Source organism: Rhodophyticola sp. SM2404 (genome assembly GCF_053570515.1).
On the sequence record NZ_JBSEDL010000003.1, the window covers coordinates 88,474 to 110,601 of the forward strand.

The following is a 22,128-nucleotide window of genomic DNA, read 5'->3' on the forward strand; positions in this document are numbered from 1 at the left end:
TATGATATTCACGTTTTGTTCTATTTTCGAGTCTGACCATTGCCGCGCCTTTGGACAGGTCGGGTTTTTCGTATTTTTGGAAAGATGAAAGGCTTAGATCAGGGCAAATTCGGTGAAAACGGCCTCATAGATCGGGCGCTTGAACCCGACGATATGATCAAGAAGCTCCGAGGCCTGCATCCAGCGCCAATCCGAGAATTCTACATCCTGATAGGTGAGGTTGATGCAGCTATCAGGGCGCTCGAGCCGCATCAGAAACCAATGCTGTTTCTGGCCACGGTATTTTCCGCCCCAACGGGTTGGGATCACCACGAGGGGGAGATCATAGCGCACCCAATCTGCCGTTTGGCGCAACAAGATCACATCGCCCTCATGCACCCCTGTCTCTTCCAGCAATTCGCGTTTGGCAGCGGCCAGCACATCCTCGTCTGTATCGACGCCCCCTTGCGGCATTTGCCATGCGGGGCTGTCCATATCGGCACGTTGGCCCGCGAAGACCTTGCCGTCAGCATTGATCAAGACAATGCCGACGCAAGGACGGTAGGGAAGTTTGGCCGCCTGCTCTGGCGTCAGTTTGGCGCTCACTGCGCCTCTGGTCCCAGAGCGTTCAGGCCCGTGAGAATATCAATGGCATAGGCCAGTTGATAATCCTCATTGCGCATGCGGGCTGTGGCTTCTGCTGCTTCCCGCTCGATTTCCAACTGGCGTTGCTGGTCTTCGGTCAGGGTTGTGTTGCCAAGCGCCCCGCGCAGATCAGCCTCGGATCTTGTGGCGCGCTCTTCTTCATCCTCATCCACTTCAATCGGGTCGCGCTGTTCAACCAGAATATCGGGCGCCACACCAAGGGCCTGAATGGAGCGGCCAGAGGGCGTGTAATAGAGCGATGTCGTCAGGCGCATCGCGCCATCCCCTTGCACGGGCATCACCGACTGGACAGAGCCTTTGCCGAAAGTATTGGTGCCCACAACCACTGCGCGGCGATGATCCTGCAAGGCACCTGCCACAATTTCGGAGGCGGAGGCAGAGCCCCCATTGACCAGAACCACCAGCGGCAGACCTTCGATCAGATCACCAGGGGTGGAGTTATACCGCTCCCCATCTTCGGGGTTGCGGCCGCGGGTGGAGACGATTTCACCCTGATCAAGAAAGGCATCCGAGACGCGGATCGCTTGGCTGAGCAGACCGCCCGGATTATTGCGCAGATCCAGCACCACACCATTGAGGTTCTCAAGACCACCGACCTCGGCGATCATCTCGGCCAAGCCATCGCTGAGATTGGGATAGGTCTGATCATTGAATGTCGAGACACGCAGAACGGCTGTGTTGCCCTCCAAACGCGCGCGGGCCGCAGTCAGGCGGATGCGATCGCGGATGATGGTGATATCGAAGGGCTCGGCCACATCTTCGCGCACAACGGTGATCACGATCTCGGAGCCGACAGGGCCGCGCATCAAATCAACCGCGTCTTCCAAGGTCAGCCCCAGCAGCGCTTCGCCATCCACATGCGTGATGAAATCACCCGCTTCAACGCCCGCTTCCATGGCAGGGGTGTCATCCATTGGAGTGATGACGCGCACAAATCCGTCTTCTTGCGTTACCTCAATGCCGAGGCCGCCAAATTCACCACGGGTCTGAACCTGCATCGAATCGAAATCGCTTGGCGGCAAATAACTGGAATGCGGATCAAGCGAGGTGAGCATTCCGTTGATCGCGGCCTCGATCAGGGCACCTTCATCTACCTCTTCGACATAGTCGGAGCGGATGCGATCAAAGATGTCGCCGAACAAATCGAGCTGCTCATACACCGAAACACTGCGCTCATTCTCTTGCGCGATGAGCGGGGCGGCAAGCTGCGTGCTCAACAGAACCCCTGCAGTCGTGCCACCAATCGCGGCCATGACCAGCTTTTTCATCTCAACACCTTCTTTCTATATCACTGGGCCGCAAACCATTCCGAAGGGTCGGTCGGCTCACCGAGTTGTCTGAGTTCTATATAAAGCGTTTCCGAGAGCTCTGCGCCACCTCCTTGCGATGACGTAACGATCAATTCTTCGCTGTCTGGTGCGGAACCGCCCATCAAGGCCAGTGGCGCGGACATGCCAACCACATCGCCCGACTGCACAAATACTTCGTCTAACCCCGCAATAATCAACAGGAAATCTCCATCAGGCTCAAGGATTACGACATTGCCATAATCCAGCAGAGGGCCAGCATAGCGCACTGTTGCAGGCCACGGATTTGTGACCAAAGCGCGCGGCCCTGTCGCCAGAACCAAGCCTGGCCGTGCGATACCAGCGGCATCTTCCTCATTAAAGCCGCGCAAAAGGCGGCCAAGGACAGGCAAAGCAAGTGTGCCGCGCGCCGTCTCAAAACGAGGTAAATCGGGATCGGTAAGGTTTGGGGCAGAACTGTCGCGCAGCATCTCGGCAAAGCTTGAAAGGGAATCGACGCTTTCAACGATCTGGCGCAAAGCGTCTGCATTCAGCGAAAACCGCGTTGGCAATTGGCGCCGATCCGCGATGGCCTGAGACAATTCGGAACGGGCCGATTGAACATCCTGCAAGGCAATCGCCATCTGGTCGAGGGCGCGCGATTGTAGGGCGCGCATGGATTGCAGCTCCTGAAGTTGGCGGCGCAGCTCTTCGGCCTCGGAAGCAACGGCGGGCGTGACATCCGACAGGATCATCCCTGAGCGCGCAGTGCCAACTGGGCCAGAGGGGTGGATCATCAAGAGCGGCACGGGCGCACGCTCAATAGATTGCAAGACACCCAGCAGACTGGCCAGCCGCGAACGCTCGGCCTCAAAGACAGTTTCAATGGTTTGCTCCCGCAAGGCCGCGCGGCGAATGCCTTCGCGCAAGGCCAAGAGGCCTTCTTCATAGGCCCGAACGGTTTCTGTCAACGCCTCGACACGGTCGCGCGCGCCATCTGCCTCAGACAGGGACAGGGCCGCTGTTTCCAACATAAGGGCCGCAGTTTCAGCCGCCTCGGCAGGGTCCAGATCGGCCCGCGCAGGGCCGCTCAGAACACTCCAAGCCAAAAGGCTGATGACGCAGCCAATACGCGTCATCGGATCAGTGACCGCCCTGTCATCTCGGGCGGTTGATCCAGCCCCATCAGGGTCAGAACCGTTGGCGCAAGATCCGCCAGACGGCCCTTGGCCAGCGTGGCACCCTTTGGCCCACCATAAAGGATGACGGGAACAGGGCTTAACGTATGAGCCGTGTGCCTGCCCCCTGTTTCAGGGTCGATCATAATCTCGCAATTGCCGTGATCTGCTGTCACGATCATTGCACCGCCTGCCTTGTCCAAAGCGGCAAGTGCCGCGCCAAGGCCTGCATCAACGGCTTCACAGGCTTTCATCGCGGCGGCGACATCACCTGTATGGCCCACCATATCGGGGTTGGCGAAATTCACGACGATCATGTCATAGCCTGCTCCGATCGCATCAACCAATTTCTCGGTCACCTCAGGCGCGCTCATCTCAGGCTGGAGATCATAGGTCGCCACTTTCGGCGATTTTGGCATCGCACGGTCTTCGCCAATCTCGGGGGTTTCGCGCCCGCCATTGAGGAAGAAAGTGACATGGGGGTATTTCTCGGTCTCGGCCAAACGGAACTGCCACAACCCTTTGGAGGCGACCCAAGCGCCCAAAGAATTGACGATTTCCTGCTTGGGAAAGACCGTGGTCATGAAGCTGTCATGGGTTTTGGAATAATCGACCATGCCCAAAAGGGCGGCCAATGCGGGGCGGCCCGTGATATCGAAACCATCAAAATCCGGATCACCGATGGCCGAGAGAATTTCACGCGCACGGTCAGCGCGGAAATTGGCGAAGAACAGGCCATCCCCCGTCTTCAGCCCTTGGTAGCCCTTGATCGCCGAGGGCTGGATAAACTCATCCGTCTCGCCCCGCGCATAGGCAGCCTCGATTGCGTCAGATGCGCGATCATAGACACCGCCATTCAGGCCATCAAACCCGTTCAGTGCCTCGCCATCCACAATTCTGCGATAGGCGGTTTCAACACGTTCCCAACGTGTATCACGATCAAGCGCGTAATATCGTCCGATCACCGACACCACTTGCGCGCCATCAGGCAGGGCAGCTTCAAGCGCGGCAATCTGGTCGAGCGCGGATTTTGGCGCAACATCGCGCCCGTCTGTGATGGCATGGATATTTACCGCAAGGCCCGCATCGCAAAGGGCTTTGGCGGCAGCGGCGATATGGCTCTGATGCGAATGCACCCCGCCAGGTGAGGCAAGCCCTGCGATATGGGCGACCCCGCCACTGGCTTTCACCTTCGCGGCGAAATCCTTCAAGGCAGCATTGTCGAAAAAGGACCCATCCTCGATGGCGAGGTCGATCATCCCCAAATCCATCGCCACGACACGGCCTGCACCGATATTGGTATGGCCCACCTCGGAATTGCCCATCTGTCCTGTCGGCAGTCCAACATCATTGCCAAAAGTGGTCAGCGTGGCATTGGGGCATTCAGCCATCAAGCGATCAAAATTCGGGGTCTGAGCGAGGGCAACTGCATTGCCTTCTTCATTCGGGTTCAAGCCCCAACCATCCAGAATACAAAGCACAACGGGTTTCTTTGTGGGCATTTCGCTCATGCGACGGCCTTTCTGCTCATTCGCTCCGGTTCTACGGAGCGCAAGGCAGAGAGGCAAGCCGTGGGTTGAGGGATAGGGGGGTGAATAAAGGCTAGCATAATACCGTCATTGCGGCGCAGCTTGAGGAAGGCTTGCGCCGTCTCCAGCGCCTCACGGATCGTGACATCCATATCAAGATAGCGATAGGTGCCTAGCCGCCCGCAAAACGTCACCCCTTCGGTCAGGGCAGCGCGCGCGACATAATCGGTGAGCATCGATTTATCCGAGAGCAGGCGGATCGGATAATAGGGGATATCACCCGCCTTAAATTCGCGCGGGGTCTCGAAGGTGAAAACCGTTTCCTCATGGCTTTCCCAAGGCGCAAAATACTTGTGCTCAGTCACACGGGTATAAGGTGTTTTGGTGTCAGCGTAATTCATGATCGGCGCACCTTGGTGGCTGCCCCGCGCCTGACCATGCGAAAAATCGAGCGTCCGGTACCCCAGATGCCCAAAATCATGCCCGAACCATGCATCAAGCGGGCCCGACCAGAATATATGGTCATAGCGCGATGCCATGGCGGGATCGAACGGGCTGTTCAGATGCAGATCAATCAGGGGGTGATCTAGAATGCCCGTGACCAAGGGGGTGTAGCCCTGCTCGGGCATGCCCTGAAACCTGTGGAAAAAGTAATTGTCATCATAGGAAAATCGCAGGGGCAGCCGTTTGAGAATACTGGCCGGCAAATCTGAGGGCGCGCGGCCCCATTGCTTTTCGGTATATCCTTTCAGGAAGGCCTCATAAATCTCGGGGCCAACCATGCTGAGCGCCTGTTCCTCAAAACTTTCAGGCTGAGGGATAAAAACCGTGCGTCCTGCGATAAAGGTCTTTGCCTCATCAGGCGTCATGCTTCGCCCGAAGAACTGGTTAATCGTGTGCAGATTGATCGGCATGGAATAGACCGCGCCGCCTGACAGCGTTTTGACTTGATGGCGATAGAGGTGAAATTTGGCAAAGCGGTTCACATAAGCCCAAACCTGCGCGTCATCGGTGTGGAAAATATGTGGGCCATAGCGGTGGACCAGAACATCTGTCGCAGGGTCACGGCTGCTATGACAATTTCCAGCGACATGATCACGCGCCTCGACCACATCCACGCGCAACCCCGCCTCGGCCAATTCGCGCGCGATGACAGCGCCTGAAAACCCAGCCCCAACGCATAGGATTGTCATCTCGCAACCTCCTGTAACCTCACCCTCTTGAAGTAGCGGGTGATGGTTAAGGCTCGGTTAGGCGAGCATGGCTTTATGGATGGCAATCGCCTCATTCAGGTCGGGGAAATAGCGCAACTCACCAGCTTCCAGCAGCAATGCCGCATCACAATAATCGCGCAGCTCGGCAAGGTTATGGCTGACCATGATCGCGCTGGCGCTTCTGATCCTTTCGCGAAAGACGGCTTTGCTTTTGCGCCGGAATGCAGCATCGCCAACGGCGGTGACCTCATCGACCAGATAGGTATCAAAAGGAATTCCCATCGACATTGCAAAGCCAAGCCGTGATTTCATGCCTGCCGAATAGCTGCGAATTGGCATGTGAAAATGGCCACCAAGCTCGGCGAAATCCTCGACAAATTCCAACAGCTCTGCTGTCTCGACGCCATAGATGCGCGCGATAAATCGCGTGTTTTGCGCGCCAGTCAAATCTCCATGCAGCGACCCGCCAAACCCAACAGGCCACGAGACCGCGCCCATGGTCACAACCCGCCCCCGATCAGGCTGGGTTGTCCCCGAGATCATTTGTAAAAGCGTCGTCTTGCCCGCACCGTTCCGCCCCAACAGCGCAAGCGCACGTCCGCTTGGCAGGGTCAGGGACACATCATCAAGGATCACCTTCCACTCCGCGCGCAAGCGGAAGGCCTTGGATACCCCCTCCAAGCGGATCATCGACGATCCCGAATGCTATACAGGATCAAGGTCAGGATGGACCAAGACAGGATCAGGAATACGAAGGCGAGCCCAAGGATCATGCCCGCGCGCGGATATTCCGCGCTTTGTGCCAAAGTGGGGCGAATATAGACCGCCAGATAGCGCGTCTCGCGGGCGGCATTGTCACGTGCCACTTCCAATGCGGCCAAGGCAATCCCGTAGTCACGCTCGGCAAATTCACGCTCAACCGTCAGGCTTTCATATTCGGCCATCAAGGTCGGGTAATCCTGCCCTGAGAAGGTCGCGCCTTGAAGGGTGAAGGTTTGACGCTCCTCGGCGATACGCGCGCGGATCACCTCGATCCTGCGATTGGCCTGAACCACGCGAGTATCACTCTGGTTGGTATTTTCGGCCAAGACATCGAATTCGATCAAGGCTTGCGCAAGCTGTTGTTGGAGATTGTTCAAAACCCCCATGCGGCCCTGAATATCCGGTTCAGGATCAACGATCTGGGTGCGAATGCGAAACTCGGTCAGCGCCTCGCGGGCAAGGCGCAATCGGGTGCTGGCATCCACCAGATCGGCTTCGGCAAAGCGCATCAGATCGGCACGCGCGGCTGCGTTCAATTCATTGATCAAAACATGGCTTTGCGCCACGATTTCCTGTGCAATCCGCTGCGCCATTTCAGGTTCAAAGGCGAGCACTTGCAACTCCACCAAACCTGTCCCCTGATCATAGGAGACGCGCACGACCCGCTGCCAGTAATCCAGCAAATCCTCGATACTGGGATCAGGTGCGAGGGCAAAAATCGGATCGCGCTCCCAAGGGCCAGTGTAATGCGCAACCAGATCGAAATGGGTGGCGATACGGGCCACCAACTCCTGACTTTGGATGAATTCATGCAAGATGTCGGTGTCACCTGTTGCGCTGGAGATGGCCGCGAATTGCGCAAAGCCACCCAGCATGCTGGAGGCCGCGCCGCTTTCCTCCTGCCGCACAGTAAACCCCGTAAGCGAGGCATATTGCGCCTCAGCTCGCGCGCCGAGATACCATGCAATCGCGCAAAGCGGGGCAAGGACCATCATCATAAAGCCCATGATCAACCCAAGATGGCGCCGGCGCATTCTGGCGGGTTTGGCCATGGTGCGCACCTGAATGATGCGCTCGGGCGGTTTTGGAACAGCTTGAAGCACCGCATCCACCATTCCTTCACCCCTCATCCGTTAGAACCGCCCCGACCAAGGATCGAGACAGGAGAGTGCCGTGAGTTACAGTTTGCCAAACCGCTCGGGCCTGCCGCCCTCCAACCCGCTGATTGCAAGCCTGCGGAGCATTGCAGCGCTGATGCTGCGCGAGATGTCCTCGCGCTATGGGCAGAGCGTTGGCGGATATATCTGGGCGGTGTTGGAGCCTTTGGGCACAATTGCCATTCTGGCGATCGGGTTCTCGCTGATCATCCATAACCCGCCATTGGGCACATCCTTCATCCTGTTCTACGCCACGGGGTTTCTGCCCTTTTTGTTGTTCCAAAACGTGCAACTGACAGTCAGCCGCGCCCTGATCTTTTCCAAACCCTTGCTCGCCTATCCAGCCTTGCGCTGGATTGATGCGATACTGGCCCGCTTCATCCTGAACTTTCTGACCAGTCTGTTGGTCACTTACATTCTTTTGGTGGGTATTCTGGCTGTGACCAAAACAACCTCTCCCTTGGTTCCAGGCCCGATCCTCGGGGCTTTGGCATTGGCGGGAATTTTGGGATTGGGCATCGGCGTTTTGAACTGTTTCCTGATGGGTGTGCTGCCTGTTTGGGCGCAGATATGGTCGATCATCACTCGGCCCTTGTTTCTGGCATCGGGCATTCTCGTCTTGCCCGAGGATTTGCCCGCTTGGGCGCAGGATATTTTGTGGTTCAACCCGCTGATCCATGTCACCGCCCTGATGCGGGAAGGGTTCTACCCGATGTATCAGCCGCCCTATGTCACCATCAGCTATACGCTGTTTGCAGGGCTGTTCCCCTTGGCTTTGGGGCTGTTGGTCTTGCGCAAAACTCATCGCGATATCCTTTCACGGTGAGCGCCGGACAGACGCAAAACCTGATCATGGGACCGGTGCTTTACGCCCCATAACCCGTCCCATATGGCCAAGGCCAAAATCAGGGCAAACCGACCGCGCCGATGCTTTTGCCGAGTGATCCGCCAAAGCCATTTCGGCAAAACAGCCCCAAGCGCGGGCCAGAACCAAAACCCCGCCGCCGCGCGATAGAGATGAAGCAAATTGCGGTGGTAGTAATACGCCTTCCAAATCTCGGAAAAGGCACGGTCCCGCGCCACAAAGGTGGTACAATCATGCGTGAAGCGAATTTGCGGAAAAAACCCGATCCTGAGGCCCGCCTTCGAGGCCGCAAGCGTATAAAGACCATCCTCGCCATAAACAAAAAGGGACGGATCGGGATAGCCGATGAGGTCAACGGTTTTGCGCGAAATAAACAACCCGACAAATGAGGATACATCCACCTGCACAGGCGCCATGCCATCGGCATAATGCGCAGGGTCAATATGAAACCCAGATCGGCCATGACGCGCCGTCGCCCAGAAGGCCCCAACCGACCAGAACGGATTGCGCGAGGGGCGGTTCATTTCGCAAATCGCTCCATCGGGATAGCGCACGGCCGCCGCCACCATATCCCAACCGCTCAAATCAGTTTGATGAAACGCGGCAATCGCCCCGTCATCAGGGCGCCCGTCATCATCCATAACGACCACCCAATCAGGATCCATCAGCGAGACCGCCGCGCGCAGGCCCGCATGAAACCCGCCCGCACCGCCAAGGTTTTTGGAATGACGCAGTGGAAGAATGCGTGGGTCTTGTACGCTGGCAAGCCATCCCCAACTGCCATCATCCGAGCCGTTATCCACCACTAGAATTCCTTGCAAGAACGGCGGCGGAACGGCCAGCAGCGCGCTGATCGTCTGTTTGAGCTGTGCAAAACGGTTATGCGTGACGACCACTGCCACCACCTTCCCCGCCTTTGCCAAGCTCGGATCCAACCCGACAATCGGGGCTGCATTATCCGGATCAGGGCTTAAGGGATGCAGGAGGCTCATAAATCTCATTCCGCTGGCTTCGGGCTTCCCCAAATCCATGACGGTTTTAGATTAAAAAATGCTTAGGAAGCGGGCGGTCACACCCGATGATAAGGCGCACCTGCAAGAATGGAGGCCGCGCGGTAAATCTGCTCGGACAGCATCACGCGCACCAGCATATGCGGCCAGACCATCGCCCCGAATGAGATCGTACGATCCGCCTGAGACCTCAGGGATGGGTCAATCCCGTCAGCGCCGCCAATGACAAAAGCCAGATCGCCGCGCCCCTGATCCCTGAGCTTGGCGATATCTTGGGCAAAGGCTGGCGAAGACATCACTTTCCCGCGCTCGTCCATCGCCCAGATCGCAGCACCTGACGGGATCGCACGGCGCAGCAAATCCGCCTCTGCCGACATGCCGCCGCCTTTTTTATCCTCGACCTCATGCACCTGCACAGGCCCGAGCCCCAAGGCACGGCCTGATTTTTCAAAGCGGGTCAGATAGTCATCAAGAAGAATACGTTCGGGGCCTGATCGCAACCGGCCCACGACACACAGATGGATGCGCACAAGCCTGCCCTTACTGGCTGGTCTGCGCTGCTGCTTCAGGCATCCACATCTTTTCGATCTGATAGAATTCACGCACTTCAGGGCGGAAAACATGGACGATAACATCGCCCGTATCGATCAGCACCCAATCGCCTGTCTGCTTGCCTTCCATCTTGCACAGGATGCCATGATCCTGCTTGAGGGAATCGGCAAGTTTCTCGGCGATGGCACCGACTTGACGCGACGAACGGCCAGAGGCGATCACCATGTAATCCGCCATCGAGGATTTGCCCCGAAGGTTGATCTCGACGATCTCTTCCGCTTTGTCATTTTCAAGGGATGCGAGCACCTTCTCGAGCAAGCCTTCGCTCGTCAGGGTCTGCGTTTTGCCCGCGATTTGGGCTGTTTCAGCTGTTGTCTCAGCAACGGCAATGGTCGGTCCAGTCAGGACTCGGTCCTCCATGATTAAGCGCTGACAAAGAGCCTCAGCGCGGGCCATGCATCAAACATAGCATCTCGGGCGCTTGATCTCAATCTTTCGAAAGAGAGCCGAAATTGCGTGGCCCACCTGCAACGATTGCACATAGCCCCCTTAGGACAATGCGGCATCTGCATCCTGACCCACTCAAAGGCGCAGAGGGGCCGTGGCTGACCACTATATGCTTATATAACGTCTATATGTTGTGGAAAACTGCCTATACTTATCCACATACAGGGGTTCGTTATTGACTCAAGCGGCTTTCAAGCAAGACAGTCATTTCTATCAGAATCAACCGGGGGAAGGCTTTTGCGCTTTTCCAAACTTAGACTGAACGGCTTCAAAAGTTTCGTAGACCCCACCGATCTTATCATTGCGGATGGTTTGACAGGTGTTGTGGGTCCGAATGGCTGTGGAAAGTCGAACCTGCTTGAAGCCCTGCGTTGGGTGATGGGTGAGAATCGTCCGACCGCGATGCGCGGCGGCGGCATGGAAGATGTGATCTTTGCAGGCGCCGCCACACGTTCAGCGCGGAATTTTGCCGAAGTCGGGCTGATTCTGGACAATTCCGAACGTCTTGCCCCCGCCTCCTTCAATGACACGGACCAGTTGGAAATCATTCGGCGGATCACCCGTGATGCCGGCAGCGCTTATAAAACCAACGGGAAAGACGTGCGCGCGCGCGACGTGCAGATGTTGTTTGCGGATGCATCGACGGGGGCGCATTCGCCCGCGCTGGTGCGGCAGGGGCAAATCTCGGAACTGATCAATGCAAAGCCGCGTGCGCGCCGCCGCGTGCTTGAGGAAGCCGCGGGTATTTCGGGGCTCTATCAACGCCGCCACGAGGCTGAGTTGAAGCTGAAAGGCGCGGAAACCAACCTCGCGCGTGTGGATGACGTGTTGGAGCAACTGGCACAGCAATTGGCATCGCTCGCGCGGCAGGCCCGCCAAGCGTCACGCTACCGCGAAATCGGAGCAGAACTGCGCCAAGCCGAGGGGCTGTTGCTCTATCTGCGCTGGAAGGAAGCCGAAGAAGCCCGCCTGCGGGCCGAGGAAACCCTGCGCGCCGCCGTAACGGCTGCCGCCAGCGCCGAGAGCGCGGCGCTCAACACAACCAAAGCCCGCGAAGAGGCCGAGGAAAAGCTGCCTGCGCGGCGCGAGGAAGAGACAATCGCCGCCGCCATTTTGCAGCGTGTCACAGTCGAACGGGATGCGCTGGAAACAGAAGAGGCCCGCGCGCGGCAAAACATCGAATCCCTGCAAAACCGGATCGAACAGCTTGGCCGCGATATTAGCCGCGAGGCCAGCCTGAACACGGATGCAGGCGAGACGATCTCACGGCTGGAAGCGGAACGCGACGAGCTGATCGCGGCGGGCGACGGCCATGATGAAGCGGTGGCAAAATCATCCTTCGAGGCCTCTGACGCAGCGCGGATCATGTCCGAGCGGGAAGCCGCCCTGAGCCAGTTGACCGAGGATGCAGCCCGCCTTGCCGCCCGCCATCAATCGGCTGAACGGGTTGTTTCGGATGCGCGCAAGGCCGCCGAGCGCAACACAGCCGAGGCTGATAAGGCCCGCAGCGCCGCAACCGAGGCGCAAGACCGCCTGTCGATGCTGACCCGTGATCTCGACACGGCGCAAGCCGCGATGGAAGCCGCCACCGATCTGACCGCGCGCGCCGAAGCCACTTTGGTGGAAACCGAAGCCGCCCGCGCGCAGGCGCAGGTCTCCGAAGGGGAGGCCCGCGCGGCCTTGGCGGAAACCGAAGGCACGGCAAACACCCTCGATTCCGAGGTGCGCGCCCTGACCAAATTGCTGGAACGCGAACGCGGCCAAGGCGAGCAATTGCTGGATCTTGTGCGCGTTGCACCAGGGTTTGAGGCCGCCGTTGGCGCGGCTTTGGCCGATGATCTTAAAGCCCCTGTTGCGCAGGATGCAGGCAGCACGGGATGGACCAAGCTGTCACCCTATGGTGATATGTTCCCGCTGCCATCTGGGGTCGCATCGCTTGCGGATTACACGGACGCGCCTGATGTACTTGCCCGCCGCCTGTCGCAAGTGGGCATCGTCGATGCCAAGGACGGGGCGCGCCTGCAGGATGCGCTAAAACCCGGCCAACGTCTGGTCAGCCGCGAGGGCGATCTATGGCGTTGGGATGGGTATGCTTTGGCAGCGGCTGATGGGTCCTCGACAGCCGCGCGTCGCCTTCAGCAGGTCAACAAGCTCAACGATCTATCGGCCGAGTTGGAACGCGCCCTAACCGCAACCGAGCGTACCCGCACAGCCCATACCCAAATCGCAGCACGGCTTGCCGCCCTGACCGAGGCTGACAAACAAGCCCGCCAAGCGCGCCGCGATGCCGATACTCAGATGGCCGAGGCCAGCCGCAACCTCTCGCGCGCTGAGGCCGAGCGGAACATCCTTGCAGGCCGTCTGGAGACATTAACCCAAGCCGTCACGCGCCATGAAGAAGAGGCCGAGGCCGCTCTGGCGCAATTGGCCCAAGCGGAAACGGCGCAAGGCGAATTGGAAAACCTTGATGTGATGCGCAGCCGCGTTGCAGATACCAAAACCACCGTCGAAGCCGCACGGATCACCATGCTGGCCAAGCGCACCGCCTATGATGAGCTGAAGCGCGAAGGCGAAGCCCGCGAACGCCGCATTGATCAGATCGCCAATGATGTCGAGACATGGCGCAAACGTCTCGATACCGCCGCCGCACGGATGGCCGAATTGCAAACCCGCAAAGGCCAATCCGAAAAGGAACTAACCGAGGCGCATAACAAGCCCGAAGAAATCGCCGCCAAGCGCGCTGAATTGTCGGGCCATATTTCCGAGGCGGAAAAGCGTAAAGCGGCGGCAAGTGATGCGCTCTCGGTGGCCGAGGGCATGTTGCGTACTGCCATTGCAAGCGAACGGGATGCCGAGCGCACAGCTTCTGAGGCCCGCGAGGCGCGCGCCGCTGCCGAAGCCCGTCGTGATGGCGCGGCTGAGGGTGTAGCCCATGCCGCCGAGCGGATCATGGAAGAGATGGGGGTCGAACCTGCCGCCCTTCTCGAAAACCTCGAGCTTGACCCCGACAAGATGGCCCCTGCCGAGCATATCGAGAATGACGTTCTGCGCCTGCGCCGCCAACGTGATGCGCTTGGTGCCGTCAATCTGCGCGCCGAGGAAGATGCCCGCGAAGTGCAGGAAGAACATGACAGTCTGGAAGCGGAAAAGATCGATCTTGAAGAGGCGATCAAAAAGCTGCGGAGCGGTATTTTCTCACTCAACCGCGAAGGGCGCGAACGCCTGCTGGCCGCTTTTGAGGAAGTGAACAAGAATTTCTCGACGCTCTTCACCCATCTCTTTGGCGGGGGCGAGGCCCGTTTGGTTCTGGTCGAAAGTGACGATCCTTTGGAAGCCGGCCTCGAGATTTTGTGCCAACCCCCTGGCAAGAAGCTTTCCACCCTGTCCCTCTTGTCGGGCGGTGAGCAGACGCTGACAGCGCTTGCCCTGATCTTTGGCGTGTTCCTTGCCAACCCCGCCCCGATTTGCGTGCTGGACGAGGTCGATGCACCTTTGGATGACGCCAATGTCACGCGCTTTTGTGACCTTCTGGACGAGATGACTCGCCGGACCGATACGCGCTTCCTGATTATCACGCACCACGCCGTGACCATGGCCCGCATGGATCGCCTCTTTGGTGTTACGATGCAGGAACAAGGCGTCAGCCAGCTGGTCAGCGTCGATCTCAAGAAAGCAGAACAGCTGGTTGCCTAATACAGTCAGAGCGCGTTGAGCAATGCCCGTGTCGGCCATGCATCAGCAGGCATTCCAAGCCGTTGTTGCTCGGCCTGAACAGCGGCCCGCGTCATACGTCCCAATATGCCATCAACCCCGCCAACATCATAGCCACGCGCCACAAGGCGCTGCTGAAGCTGCTCGATCTCGGCACCGCTTAAACCGGCCTCGGGGTTGCCTGCATTAAACACGGGCGCGCCCTCAAGGCGGGTGGCGAAATAAGCAGCGGTGGCCACATAGACAAAGCTCTGGTTCCACTCGAACAGCACCGAGAAATTCGGATAGGCCAGAAAGGCTGGTCCATTGCGCCCCTGCGGCAGGATCACCGAGGCATGCAGATTACCGCCACTCAAAGATCCGCTGCGCGCTTGCACGCCCAATTGCTCCCATTCAGACACGCTGCGGGTATGATCCAGCCCTGTCATCGCCCAATCAAGATTGGACGGTACCTGAATTTCGACCAGCCAAGGCTCGTTCGCGCGCCAGCCAAGGCCACGCAGCATATTGGCCCCAGACAGCAAAGCATCAGGCGCGGATGTCTTGAGCGTGACATGCCCGTCTCCATCGCCATCCACGCCTCTGGTCAGGATATCCTCGGGCAGCATCTGCACCTGCCCGATCTCGCCCGCCCAAGCACCCGTGGTATCTGCAGGGTCAAAATCGCCATTCTCGTACAACTCAAGTGCCGCAAAAACCTGAGGACGGAACAATTCAGGCCGGCGGCAATCATGCGCCAAGGTGACAAGCGCGTTGAGCGTGTTGAAATCACCCTGAACTTGCCCGTAATCCGTCTCCAGCGCCCAAAAGGCGAGAAGAACGCCGCGCGAGACACCAAACTGGCTCTCGGCTGCATCGAACACCGCATCATAGCGCTGACCATTGCGCGCGCCGTTATCAATGCGGTTCTGGCTGATCACACGGCGCGAAAAATCGGTGAAGGGCAATTGAAACACGCCCTGCGCACGATCTGCCCTGATCACGGCCCCATCCTGTCTGGCCGAGCGGAAAAAGCTGTTCACACTCTCCGCGCTATGGCCGCGGCTTATGGCTTCCTGCCGCAAGCCATCAACAAAGCCTGAGAAATCACCCCCACATTGTTGCGCAAAAGCACTTCCAGTCATGGCAAGAGAAAAGGCGGCGGCGGTCAAAATACGCATGGGTAATGTCCTGTCGGCAAATTTTTGAGGACAGTAGCAATCACAAGGCCAGAGGCAAACAGGGAATGCTTCAAAACACCGCGACGAGCAAAACCAACGCAAGCGCCAGCAGCCAGACCCGCCATAAAACGCCGATGGCAGCTTCGATATCGCCTTCATCCAGCGCATGCTGCCCAGTGGCATTCACGAAAGGATAATCCTGCATCTCGCCGTGATAACTGCGCGGCCCCGAAAGCGCGATATCCAGCACACCCGCCATGGCCGCCTCGGGCCAGCCCGCATTGGGCGAACGGTGCAAGCGCGCATCTTTACGAACCACTTTCCACGCATGTGAAGACCAGAAGGCCAGCGCAATCATGCCAGCAGTCAGCCGCGCTGGCACCCAATTGAGCAGATCATCCAGCCGCGCTGCCGCCCAACCAAACGCGTGATAGCGCGGGGTGCGATGGCCAATCATGCTATCGGCAGTGTTGATCACTTTATAAAGCAATATCCCCGGCAAACCGGCGATCAGAAACCAAAAGGCAGGAGCGATAACACCATCAGAAAAATTCTCGGCCGCGCTTTCAATGGCGGCGCGGGCGATATCGGTTTTATCCATATCGCGGGTGTCGCGCCCGACGATCATGGCGACCGCGCGGCGCCCATCCCCCAACCCATAGCGCAACCCGTCTGCAACGGCTTGCACGTGATCGACCAAGCTGCGCTGCGCGATCAAAATGGCCGCACCCAAAATCGACCAAAGCCAGCCAAAGGGCAGAGATGCGATTAAAAGCCCAAGCAGAACAGCCCCCAAACTGAGGCCGAAAACAGTCACTATTCCGCCAAGTCGTGCCTTTTCTGGGATATTGAGGACATCATCGAAATGCTGCACCGCGCGGCCCATCAAAACCGCTGGATGAGGGAGTTTCGACCACAGGCAACGCGGCTCGCCCAAGGCGGCATCCAGCAGCATCGCCAGCACCAAAAGGAAAGCCGTGCAGCCGATCATGACAGCGCCTCTTCCAGACGCGCCCAGTGATCCTCCGACGCGGGAAGACCAAAGCGGATCCATGTCGTTGAATAAGGAAAGATGCGCGTCCAGATATGGGCCGATGCAAGGCGCGCTTGCAGGCCGGCGGCATCCTCAACCTCATAGCTGCGAAACAGGCTGGTGCCACCAATCAACCGCTTGGCATGCCCCGCCATCAGCAGGTCTAGCCGCTGCGCGGCTGCTTCAAGCTGGAGGCGTGTTTGATTGGCCCAATCGTGATCTTCCAAAGCCTCGGCCCCGATCTGCAAAGCAGGCCCTGAAACAGCCCAAGGCCCCAGCATATCGGCAAGGCGAGTTGCAATTTCAGGCCGCGCGATCGCAAACCCTAAGCGCATCCCCGCAAGGCCCCAGAATTTACCAAAGCTTTTGAGAACCACGACATCAGGTCGGGCGGCCAGCGCGATGAGGCTGTTTTGCGGGCAGGTATCGCAAAAGCTCTCATCAATAATGCTCAATGCAGGCGCGGTGACCATCTCAGGCGTGATCATGCGCCCGTCAGGGTTATTGGGATGGACATGAACATGCACAGGCGCATCCCGCGCGGCATCAACCCTTGGCCGATTTTGCGCGCGAAAGGCCGCTTCATGCTCGTTATAAGTGGGCTGGGGGATATAGACACTGGACTGCTCTGTCAGAAACGGCATCAGCGCAATCAGCGCCGAGGCACCTGAAGCCGAGACAATCATTGCCTCATCAGGCACATTCCAGAACTGCCGCGCAGCGCGCATCAACCGATCCATCGCCGCTTGGTCTGGCAAGGCCGTCCATGCATCTGGCACGAGGTCTGTTATGGGATAGGGATTGGGGTTTATGCCTGTTGAAAGATCAACCCAATCACCACGCGTCCCGCCATAGCGCAGACATGCCGCATCAATGCCGCCGCCATGGTCGCGCGTATTCACTGGATGGGACATCGGGCCATCATCTCCTCAGGCCCGATGTTCAATCGGATTTTCAGCCCGCCTGCAATGCCTCACGGCCATGCGGAGCCTGCCAGTCAATCTCAGGATTGATCGGCAGAATGCGATAGGGGTTAATCGTGTCATGGCTGTAATGGTAATGCCGCACGATATGATCGAAATCGATCGTCCCTGCCACGCCAGGCCATTGATACAATTCGCGCGTATAGGCCCAGATATTGGGGTAATCGATAATACGCTTGCGATTGCATTTGAAATGCAGGTGATAGACGGGGTCAAACCGCACCAAGGTGGTCAGCAAACGCCAATCGGCTTCGGTCACTTGATCACCCGTCAGGTAACGGCTTTTGGAAAGAATATCCTCAACCCAATCCAAGGCCTCGAACAGGGTATGAACGGCACTGTCATAGGCCTTTTGCGTGGTCGCAAAGCCCGATTTATAGACGCCGTTATTAATCTCGTCATAGACGCGTTTGTTGATCTCATCGATCTGGCTGCGCAACGCTTCAGGGTAGAAATCCTGCTGGTCGCCCGTCACCTCATTGAACGCCGAGTTGAACATGCGGATGATCTCGGAGCTTTCGTTCGAGACAATGGTCGCGCGCTTTTTGTCCCATAGGATCGGCACGGTCACCCGCGTCGTCACATCGGGCTGCGCCTTTATGTAGATATCGCGCGCGAAATCGGTTCCGAACAAGGTATCGCCCGTGGCCCCTTCAAAATCACTGGCAAAGGTCCAGCCCTCGCCAAGCATGTCGGGGTGAACGACGGAAACCGAGATATGTTCTTCCAGCCCTTTCAAAGCGCGAAAAATCATCGTGCGATTGGCCCAAGGGCAGGCATGCGACACATAGAGGTGATAGCGCCCCGATTCGGCCTTGAAACCCGCATCACCACTGGGGCCCGCGCTGCCATCACTGGTCACCCAATTGCGAAACTGGGCTTCACTGCGTTTGAAAGCGCCGCCAGTCGATTTGGTGTCATACCACTGGTCTTCCCATTTGCCGTCGATCAACAAACCCATCGGGGTCTCTCCTTTTCTGCTTGCCCAGTGATGTAGTCGGCATGGCGCTTGCAGCAAATGCGCATGATCAGGGAGGAGCTGTTCATCACTGCACAACCGCCGTCGCAGGAGCGGATTTTTACTGCACTGCGGCGAAAGCTTCGGTTGACGCCGCCGGAACTAACACCATTTTAAGGCCTAGGGAGTACAGAGACATCATGACGGATTTTTTACCAAAAGAAGTGATGGATGGCCTGCGCGCCGCCCAGAAACTTGATCGGCGCCGCAAGTCGAAGCTGCGTGTGCATATTGATGACAGTGTTTTCCCGATTCTCGAGTTTTCCGAGAATGGCTTTGCCGTAGACACAGAGCAAACGCCCCATATGCGCGGCCATGTCGATATCTATGAAGGGCCACGGCATCTTTACCGTGCTTTGATCGTCGCCTCCTCGGAAGAAGGGGACCTGATACGCTATGAGTACAAGCGCAACACGGCCGCCTCCAACACGGCGCCCGTCGATTTCGAAACGGCTGATCCCCTTGCCATGGCATATCTCCCGCGCGGATAGGCTCACTGACGGACTTATCCCAGCCCTTTGGCGAATCGCGCAAAATTCTTGCGTGGTGGATCGGATGTCTGGGAAATTCTTGGGCATAGTAGCGACAAACAACACAACTCCGCGAAACTCTCCCTGAGACATGGCGCTAAGCTGCGCGCGACTCATTTTTCCCATGGAGAGCCCCGATGATTGAAACGCCATATTTGCTGTTTCTTGGTGACGCGCCTGACCAATTGGCCGCGAAAGTGGCGCAAGGCATCCGTGACTGGCGCCCTGATAACGCCGTTGGCCAATTTCGGATGGAAGGCTGTAAGGCCGATGTTAACCTTGCCGATATGGATTTGGCCGCTGCCAAGGCCGCTGGTGCCAAAACACTTGTGATCGGCGTGGCCAACCGCGGGGGTGTTATCTCGGCGGCTTGGAAGAAGGTGCTGATCGCCGCGCTGGAGGATGGGTTCGACATCGCCTCGGGCCTGCACAACCTGCTCCGCGATGAAGAAGACCTTGCTGCCGTTGCAAAAGCCTGCGGGCGCCAGCTGCATGATGTGCGGGTGCCCAGTGTTCAATACCCGATCGCCAATGGCATCAAGCGTAGCGGCAAGCGCTGTCTGGCCGTGGGCACCGATTGCTCGGCTGGGAAAATGTATACCGCCCTCGCGATGGATGCCGAGATGAAGAAGCGCGGCCTGAAATCCAGCTTCCGCGCCACTGGGCAGACAGGTATTTTGATCACGGGCAGCGGCGTGCCGCTGGATGCGGTGATCGCAGATTTCATGGCAGGGGCCGTTGAATGGCTGACCCCCGATAATGACGCAGATCATTGGGATATGATCGAAGGTCAGGGCAGCCTGTTCCACGTGTCTTACTCGGGCGTGACAATGGCGCTGGTCCATGGTGGCCAACCCGATGCGCTGATCCTCAGCCATGAGCCCACCCGCACCCATATGCGTGGCCTGCCTGGCTATGCCTTGCCCACACTCGAGGCGCTGCGCGATACCGCCCTGCCGCTGGCGCGGGTTGCTAACCCAAAATGCGAGGTGGCCGGTATCTCCATCAACACTGCTGCCATGGGCGAGGATGAGGCGCTCTCCTATCTCGAAGCGATTGAAAAGCGCATGGGTCTTCCCACCGCCGATCCTTTCCGTCAGGGTGCAGGACGCCTGTGTGATGCCTTGGATGCCCTATGATTTCTGTCACCCCTGACACGTTCCGCCTTGCCGAAGCCTTCACCATTTCACGTGGCTCGCGGATTGAGGCCAAGGTGCTCACGGTGCGGGTTATCCGTGATGGCGTGACGGGCTGGGGGGAATGTGTGCCCTATGCCAGATATGGCGAAACCCTTGAAAGCGTCACCGCCGAGATCGAAGCGCTGCCTGCCACAATTTCTAGGCAGGATCTGCAAGATGCTTTGCCCGCTGGTGCCGCCCGAAATGCCGTTGATTGCGCCCTTTGGGATTGGCAGGCCAAATCGACAGGCATGCCCGTTTGGCGGCTTGCGGGCCTCCCCGCGCCAAGCCCCGAGATCACGGCTTTCACCCTTTCGCTGGACACGCCCGAGAAGATGCGGGCCTCAGCCGCAAAGCACGCCTTTCGACCCTTGCTGAAAATCAAGCTCGGCACCGCAGATGACATGCCCCGCCTTGAAGCCGTGCGCGCAGGCGCACCACAAGCGCGCATCATCGTTGATGCCAATGAAGGATGGACGGCCGAGGTCTATGCTGATCTGGCCCCGCATCTTTTGCGCCTTGGGGTCGAGATGGTCGAACAACCCTTGCCTGCGGGGCAGGATGGAATGCTGGCCGAGATTGACCGCCCCCTACCCGTCTGCGCCGATGAAAGCTGCCATGACCGCGCCAGCCTGCCTGACCTCAAAGGCAAATATGACATGGTGAACATCAAACTCGATAAAACAGGCGGCCTGTCCGAGGCCTTGGCATTGCGGCAAGCAGCCCTTGACCAGGGCTATCAGGTGATGGTCGGCTGCATGGTCGGGTCATCGCTTGCCATGGCACCTGCGCTTCTGGTTGCGCAAGGCGTGGCAATCACTGATCTTGACGGGCCGCTTCTTCTGGCCGAAGACCGTGAAAACGCATTGCAATTCGACGGCAGCGGAGTGCATCCGGCCCGTCCCGAACTTTGGGGATAAATCCATGACCCGCACCGTTTATGTCAACGGCGAGTATCTTCCTGAAACCGAAGCCACGGTTTCGATCTTTGATCGCGGCTTTCTCTTCGCTGATGGCGTCTATGAGGTGACAAGTGTTTTGGGCGGCAAGCTGCTTGATTTTGCGGGCCATGCAGCGCGGCTTGAGCGGTCGTTGAACGAATTGGATATGGCCGCCCCCTGCACGATGGATGAGCTGCTCGAGATCCACCGTGAATTGGTCACCCTGAACGAGATTGATGAGGGGATGATCTATCTGCAGATCACACGTGGCGCAGCCGCTGACCGCGATTTCGCCTATCCCCCTGCCGATACCAAACCAACACTCGTGCTATTCACCCAGTCCAAACCCGGATTGGCCGATAGCCCTGCCGCCAAAGCGGGCATCAAGGTGATCTCGATCGAGGATCAACGTTGGGGCCGCCGCGATATCAAAACGGTTCAGCTTCTCTACCCCTCCATGGGCAAGATGATGGCCAAGGCCGAGGGCAAGGATGATGCTTGGATGGTCGAGGACGGCTTTGTCACGGAAGGCACATCGAACAACGCCTATATCATCAAGAATGGTAAAATCATCACCCGCCATCTTGGCAACGAGATCCTGCATGGCATCACCCGCGCCGCTGTCCTGCGCTTTGCGCGTGAGGCGCAGATGGTCGTGGAGGAGCGCGCCTTTACCATTGAAGAAGTCAAAGCCGCCGATGAGGCCTTTATCACCTCGGCCTCGACCTTTGTGATGCCCGTGGTCGAGATCGATGGCGATGAGATTGGCAGCGGCACGCCCGGCCCTGTGGCCAGCCGCTTGCGCGAAATCTACCTTGATGAAAGCAGAAAAGCCGCGATCTGAAGATCACGGCTTTCCCGAATTTCCA

Annotated in this window: 20 protein-coding genes; 6 read left to right on the forward strand and 14 right to left on the reverse strand. The window is 58.1% G+C overall.

Features of this window, described 5'->3' with window-relative positions; all coding sequences use genetic code 11:
- Positions 1–93 precede the first annotated feature (93 nt).
- Genes ACTYEO_RS05690 through ACTYEO_RS05720 form a run of 7 tightly spaced genes read right to left on the reverse strand, consistent with a single transcriptional unit; the run spans position 94 to position 7,744 of the window.
- A complete protein-coding gene (locus tag ACTYEO_RS05690) occupies positions 94–585 on the reverse strand; it encodes an RNA pyrophosphohydrolase (protein ID WP_449322750.1) in 492 nt (163 codons plus the stop codon).
- A complete protein-coding gene (locus ACTYEO_RS05695; RefSeq protein ID WP_449322751.1) occupies positions 582–1,913 on the reverse strand; it encodes a S41 family peptidase in 1,332 nt (443 codons plus the stop codon). Before ACTYEO_RS05695 ends, ACTYEO_RS05690 begins: the two co-directional genes overlap by 4 nt.
- Positions 1,914–1,933: 20 nt before the next feature.
- Positions 1,934–3,070, reverse strand: a complete 1,137-nt coding sequence (locus ACTYEO_RS05700; protein ID WP_449322752.1) for a murein hydrolase activator EnvC family protein — start codon at positions 3,068–3,070, stop codon at positions 1,934–1,936.
- A complete protein-coding gene (gpmI, locus tag ACTYEO_RS05705; RefSeq protein ID WP_449323002.1) occupies positions 3,067–4,611 on the reverse strand; it encodes a 2,3-bisphosphoglycerate-independent phosphoglycerate mutase in 1,545 nt (514 codons plus the stop codon). The genes ACTYEO_RS05700 and gpmI overlap by 4 nt, the downstream gene beginning before the upstream one ends.
- Positions 4,612–4,616: 5 nt before the next feature.
- On the reverse strand, positions 4,617–5,831 hold the full coding sequence (gene glf, locus ACTYEO_RS05710) for a UDP-galactopyranose mutase (protein WP_449322753.1): 1,215 nt from the start codon (positions 5,829–5,831) through the stop codon (positions 4,617–4,619).
- A 57-nt stretch (positions 5,832–5,888) separates the two neighbouring features.
- Positions 5,889–6,542 carry an ABC transporter ATP-binding protein gene (locus tag ACTYEO_RS05715; RefSeq protein WP_449322754.1) on the reverse strand — a complete coding sequence of 218 codons (654 nt, stop codon included), beginning with the start codon at positions 6,540–6,542 and terminating at the stop codon, positions 5,889–5,891.
- Positions 6,539–7,744: a sugar transporter gene (locus ACTYEO_RS05720; protein ID WP_449322755.1), complete on the reverse strand. Its 1,206-nt coding sequence runs from the start codon at positions 7,742–7,744 to the stop codon at positions 6,539–6,541. Before ACTYEO_RS05720 ends, ACTYEO_RS05715 begins: the two co-directional genes overlap by 4 nt.
- 43 nt (positions 7,745–7,787) lie before the next feature.
- Here ACTYEO_RS05720 and ACTYEO_RS05725 point away from each other — a divergent pair, with 43 nt between their 5' ends.
- Positions 7,788–8,597, forward strand: a complete 810-nt coding sequence (locus ACTYEO_RS05725) for an ABC transporter permease (RefSeq protein WP_449322756.1) — start codon at positions 7,788–7,790, stop codon at positions 8,595–8,597.
- Here ACTYEO_RS05725 and ACTYEO_RS05730 read toward each other — a convergent pair.
- The 3 genes from ACTYEO_RS05730 to rsfS all read right to left on the reverse strand — a co-directional run bounded on the left by ACTYEO_RS05730 (position 8,573) and on the right by rsfS (position 10,618).
- Positions 8,573–9,628 (reverse strand): glycosyltransferase, encoded by a 1,056-nt coding sequence (locus ACTYEO_RS05730; RefSeq protein WP_449322757.1) that lies wholly within the window; start codon positions 9,626–9,628, stop codon positions 8,573–8,575. The two genes, ACTYEO_RS05725 and ACTYEO_RS05730, sit on opposite strands and share 25 nt — an antisense overlap.
- A 77-nt stretch (positions 9,629–9,705) precedes the next feature.
- Complete coding sequence (gene rlmH, locus ACTYEO_RS05735; protein ID WP_449322758.1) at positions 9,706–10,176, reverse strand: 23S rRNA (pseudouridine(1915)-N(3))-methyltransferase RlmH; 471 nt, start codon at positions 10,174–10,176, stop codon at positions 9,706–9,708.
- 10 nt (positions 10,177–10,186) lie between these two features.
- Entirely contained in the window at positions 10,187–10,618 is a 432-nt protein-coding gene (gene rsfS, locus ACTYEO_RS05740; RefSeq protein WP_449322759.1) for a ribosome silencing factor, read from the reverse strand.
- A 324-nt stretch (positions 10,619–10,942) separates the two neighbouring features.
- On the opposite strand from rsfS, the gene smc reads away from it, so the two are divergent.
- Positions 10,943–14,398, forward strand: coding sequence for a chromosome segregation protein SMC (gene smc / locus ACTYEO_RS05745; protein WP_449322760.1), 3,456 nt, complete (start codon positions 10,943–10,945; stop codon positions 14,396–14,398).
- Between the two features lie 5 nt (positions 14,399–14,403).
- Here smc and ACTYEO_RS05750 read toward each other — a convergent pair whose 3' ends face one another.
- The 4 genes from ACTYEO_RS05750 to ACTYEO_RS05765 all read right to left on the reverse strand — a co-directional run bounded on the left by ACTYEO_RS05750 (position 14,404) and on the right by ACTYEO_RS05765 (position 18,553).
- On the reverse strand, positions 14,404–15,576 hold the full coding sequence (locus ACTYEO_RS05750) for a lytic murein transglycosylase (RefSeq protein WP_449322761.1): 1,173 nt from the start codon (positions 15,574–15,576) through the stop codon (positions 14,404–14,406).
- 70 nt (positions 15,577–15,646) lie between these two features.
- On the reverse strand, positions 15,647–16,567 hold the full coding sequence (gene cbiB, locus ACTYEO_RS05755) for an adenosylcobinamide-phosphate synthase CbiB (RefSeq protein WP_449322762.1): 921 nt from the start codon (positions 16,565–16,567) through the stop codon (positions 15,647–15,649).
- Positions 16,564–17,523 (reverse strand): threonine-phosphate decarboxylase, encoded by a 960-nt coding sequence (locus ACTYEO_RS05760; protein ID WP_449322763.1) that lies wholly within the window; start codon positions 17,521–17,523, stop codon positions 16,564–16,566. The genes cbiB and ACTYEO_RS05760 overlap by 4 nt, the downstream gene beginning before the upstream one ends.
- A 40-nt stretch (positions 17,524–17,563) precedes the next feature.
- Positions 17,564–18,553, reverse strand: coding sequence for a glutathione S-transferase family protein (locus tag ACTYEO_RS05765; RefSeq protein ID WP_449322764.1), 990 nt, complete (start codon positions 18,551–18,553; stop codon positions 17,564–17,566).
- Between the two features lie 197 nt (positions 18,554–18,750).
- On the opposite strand from ACTYEO_RS05765, the gene ACTYEO_RS05770 reads away from it, so the two are divergent.
- The 4 genes from ACTYEO_RS05770 (at position 18,751) to ACTYEO_RS05785 (ending at position 22,103) form a co-directional block, all read left to right on the forward strand.
- A complete protein-coding gene (locus tag ACTYEO_RS05770) occupies positions 18,751–19,101 on the forward strand; it encodes a hypothetical protein (protein ID WP_449322765.1) in 351 nt (116 codons plus the stop codon).
- Positions 19,102–19,277: 176 nt separating this feature from the next.
- Positions 19,278–20,279: an N-acetyltransferase DgcN gene (gene dgcN, locus ACTYEO_RS05775; protein ID WP_449322766.1), complete on the forward strand. Its 1,002-nt coding sequence runs from the start codon at positions 19,278–19,280 to the stop codon at positions 20,277–20,279.
- Entirely contained in the window at positions 20,276–21,238 is a 963-nt protein-coding gene (gene dgcA, locus ACTYEO_RS05780; RefSeq protein WP_449322767.1) for an N-acetyl-D-Glu racemase DgcA, read from the forward strand. The genes dgcN and dgcA overlap by 4 nt, the downstream gene beginning before the upstream one ends.
- Positions 21,239–21,242: 4 nt before the next feature.
- Positions 21,243–22,103 carry a D-amino-acid transaminase gene (locus tag ACTYEO_RS05785; RefSeq protein ID WP_449322768.1) on the forward strand — a complete coding sequence of 287 codons (861 nt, stop codon included), beginning with the start codon at positions 21,243–21,245 and terminating at the stop codon, positions 22,101–22,103.
- The last annotated feature ends 25 nt before the right edge of the window (positions 22,104–22,128 follow it).

Excerpts from the sequence above, each read along its gene's own strand:
- dgcA (WP_449322767.1), top strand. The coding sequence starts at position 20,276 with ATGATTTCTGTCACCCCTGACACGTTCCGCCTTGCCGAAGCCTTCACC.
- ACTYEO_RS05760 (WP_449322763.1), bottom strand. The coding sequence starts at position 17,523 with ATGTCCCATCCAGTGAATACGCGCGACCATGGCGGCGGCATTGATGCG.
- ACTYEO_RS05785 (WP_449322768.1), top strand. The coding sequence starts at position 21,243 with ATGACCCGCACCGTTTATGTCAACGGCGAGTATCTTCCTGAAACCGAA.
- ACTYEO_RS05700 (WP_449322752.1), bottom strand. The coding sequence starts at position 3,070 with ATGACGCGTATTGGCTGCGTCATCAGCCTTTTGGCTTGGAGTGTTCTG.
- ACTYEO_RS05695 (WP_449322751.1), bottom strand. The coding sequence starts at position 1,913 with ATGAAAAAGCTGGTCATGGCCGCGATTGGTGGCACGACTGCAGGGGTT.
- dgcN (WP_449322766.1), top strand. The coding sequence starts at position 19,278 with ATGATTGAAACGCCATATTTGCTGTTTCTTGGTGACGCGCCTGACCAA.
- ACTYEO_RS05715 (WP_449322754.1), bottom strand. The coding sequence starts at position 6,542 with ATGATCCGCTTGGAGGGGGTATCCAAGGCCTTCCGCTTGCGCGCGGAG.
- ACTYEO_RS05720 (WP_449322755.1), bottom strand. The coding sequence starts at position 7,744 with ATGAGGGGTGAAGGAATGGTGGATGCGGTGCTTCAAGCTGTTCCAAAA.
- glf (WP_449322753.1), bottom strand. The coding sequence starts at position 5,831 with ATGACAATCCTATGCGTTGGGGCTGGGTTTTCAGGCGCTGTCATCGCG.
- ACTYEO_RS05750 (WP_449322761.1), bottom strand. The coding sequence starts at position 15,576 with ATGCGTATTTTGACCGCCGCCGCCTTTTCTCTTGCCATGACTGGAAGT.
- gpmI (WP_449323002.1), bottom strand. The coding sequence starts at position 4,611 with ATGCCCACAAAGAAACCCGTTGTGCTTTGTATTCTGGATGGTTGGGGC.
- ACTYEO_RS05770 (WP_449322765.1), top strand. The coding sequence starts at position 18,751 with ATGACGGATTTTTTACCAAAAGAAGTGATGGATGGCCTGCGCGCCGCC.
- rsfS (WP_449322759.1), bottom strand. The coding sequence starts at position 10,618 with ATGGAGGACCGAGTCCTGACTGGACCGACCATTGCCGTTGCTGAGACA.
- cbiB (WP_449322762.1), bottom strand. The coding sequence starts at position 16,567 with ATGATCGGCTGCACGGCTTTCCTTTTGGTGCTGGCGATGCTGCTGGAT.
- ACTYEO_RS05765 (WP_449322764.1), bottom strand. The coding sequence starts at position 18,553 with ATGGGTTTGTTGATCGACGGCAAATGGGAAGACCAGTGGTATGACACC.
- ACTYEO_RS05730 (WP_449322757.1), bottom strand. The coding sequence starts at position 9,628 with ATGAGCCTCCTGCATCCCTTAAGCCCTGATCCGGATAATGCAGCCCCG.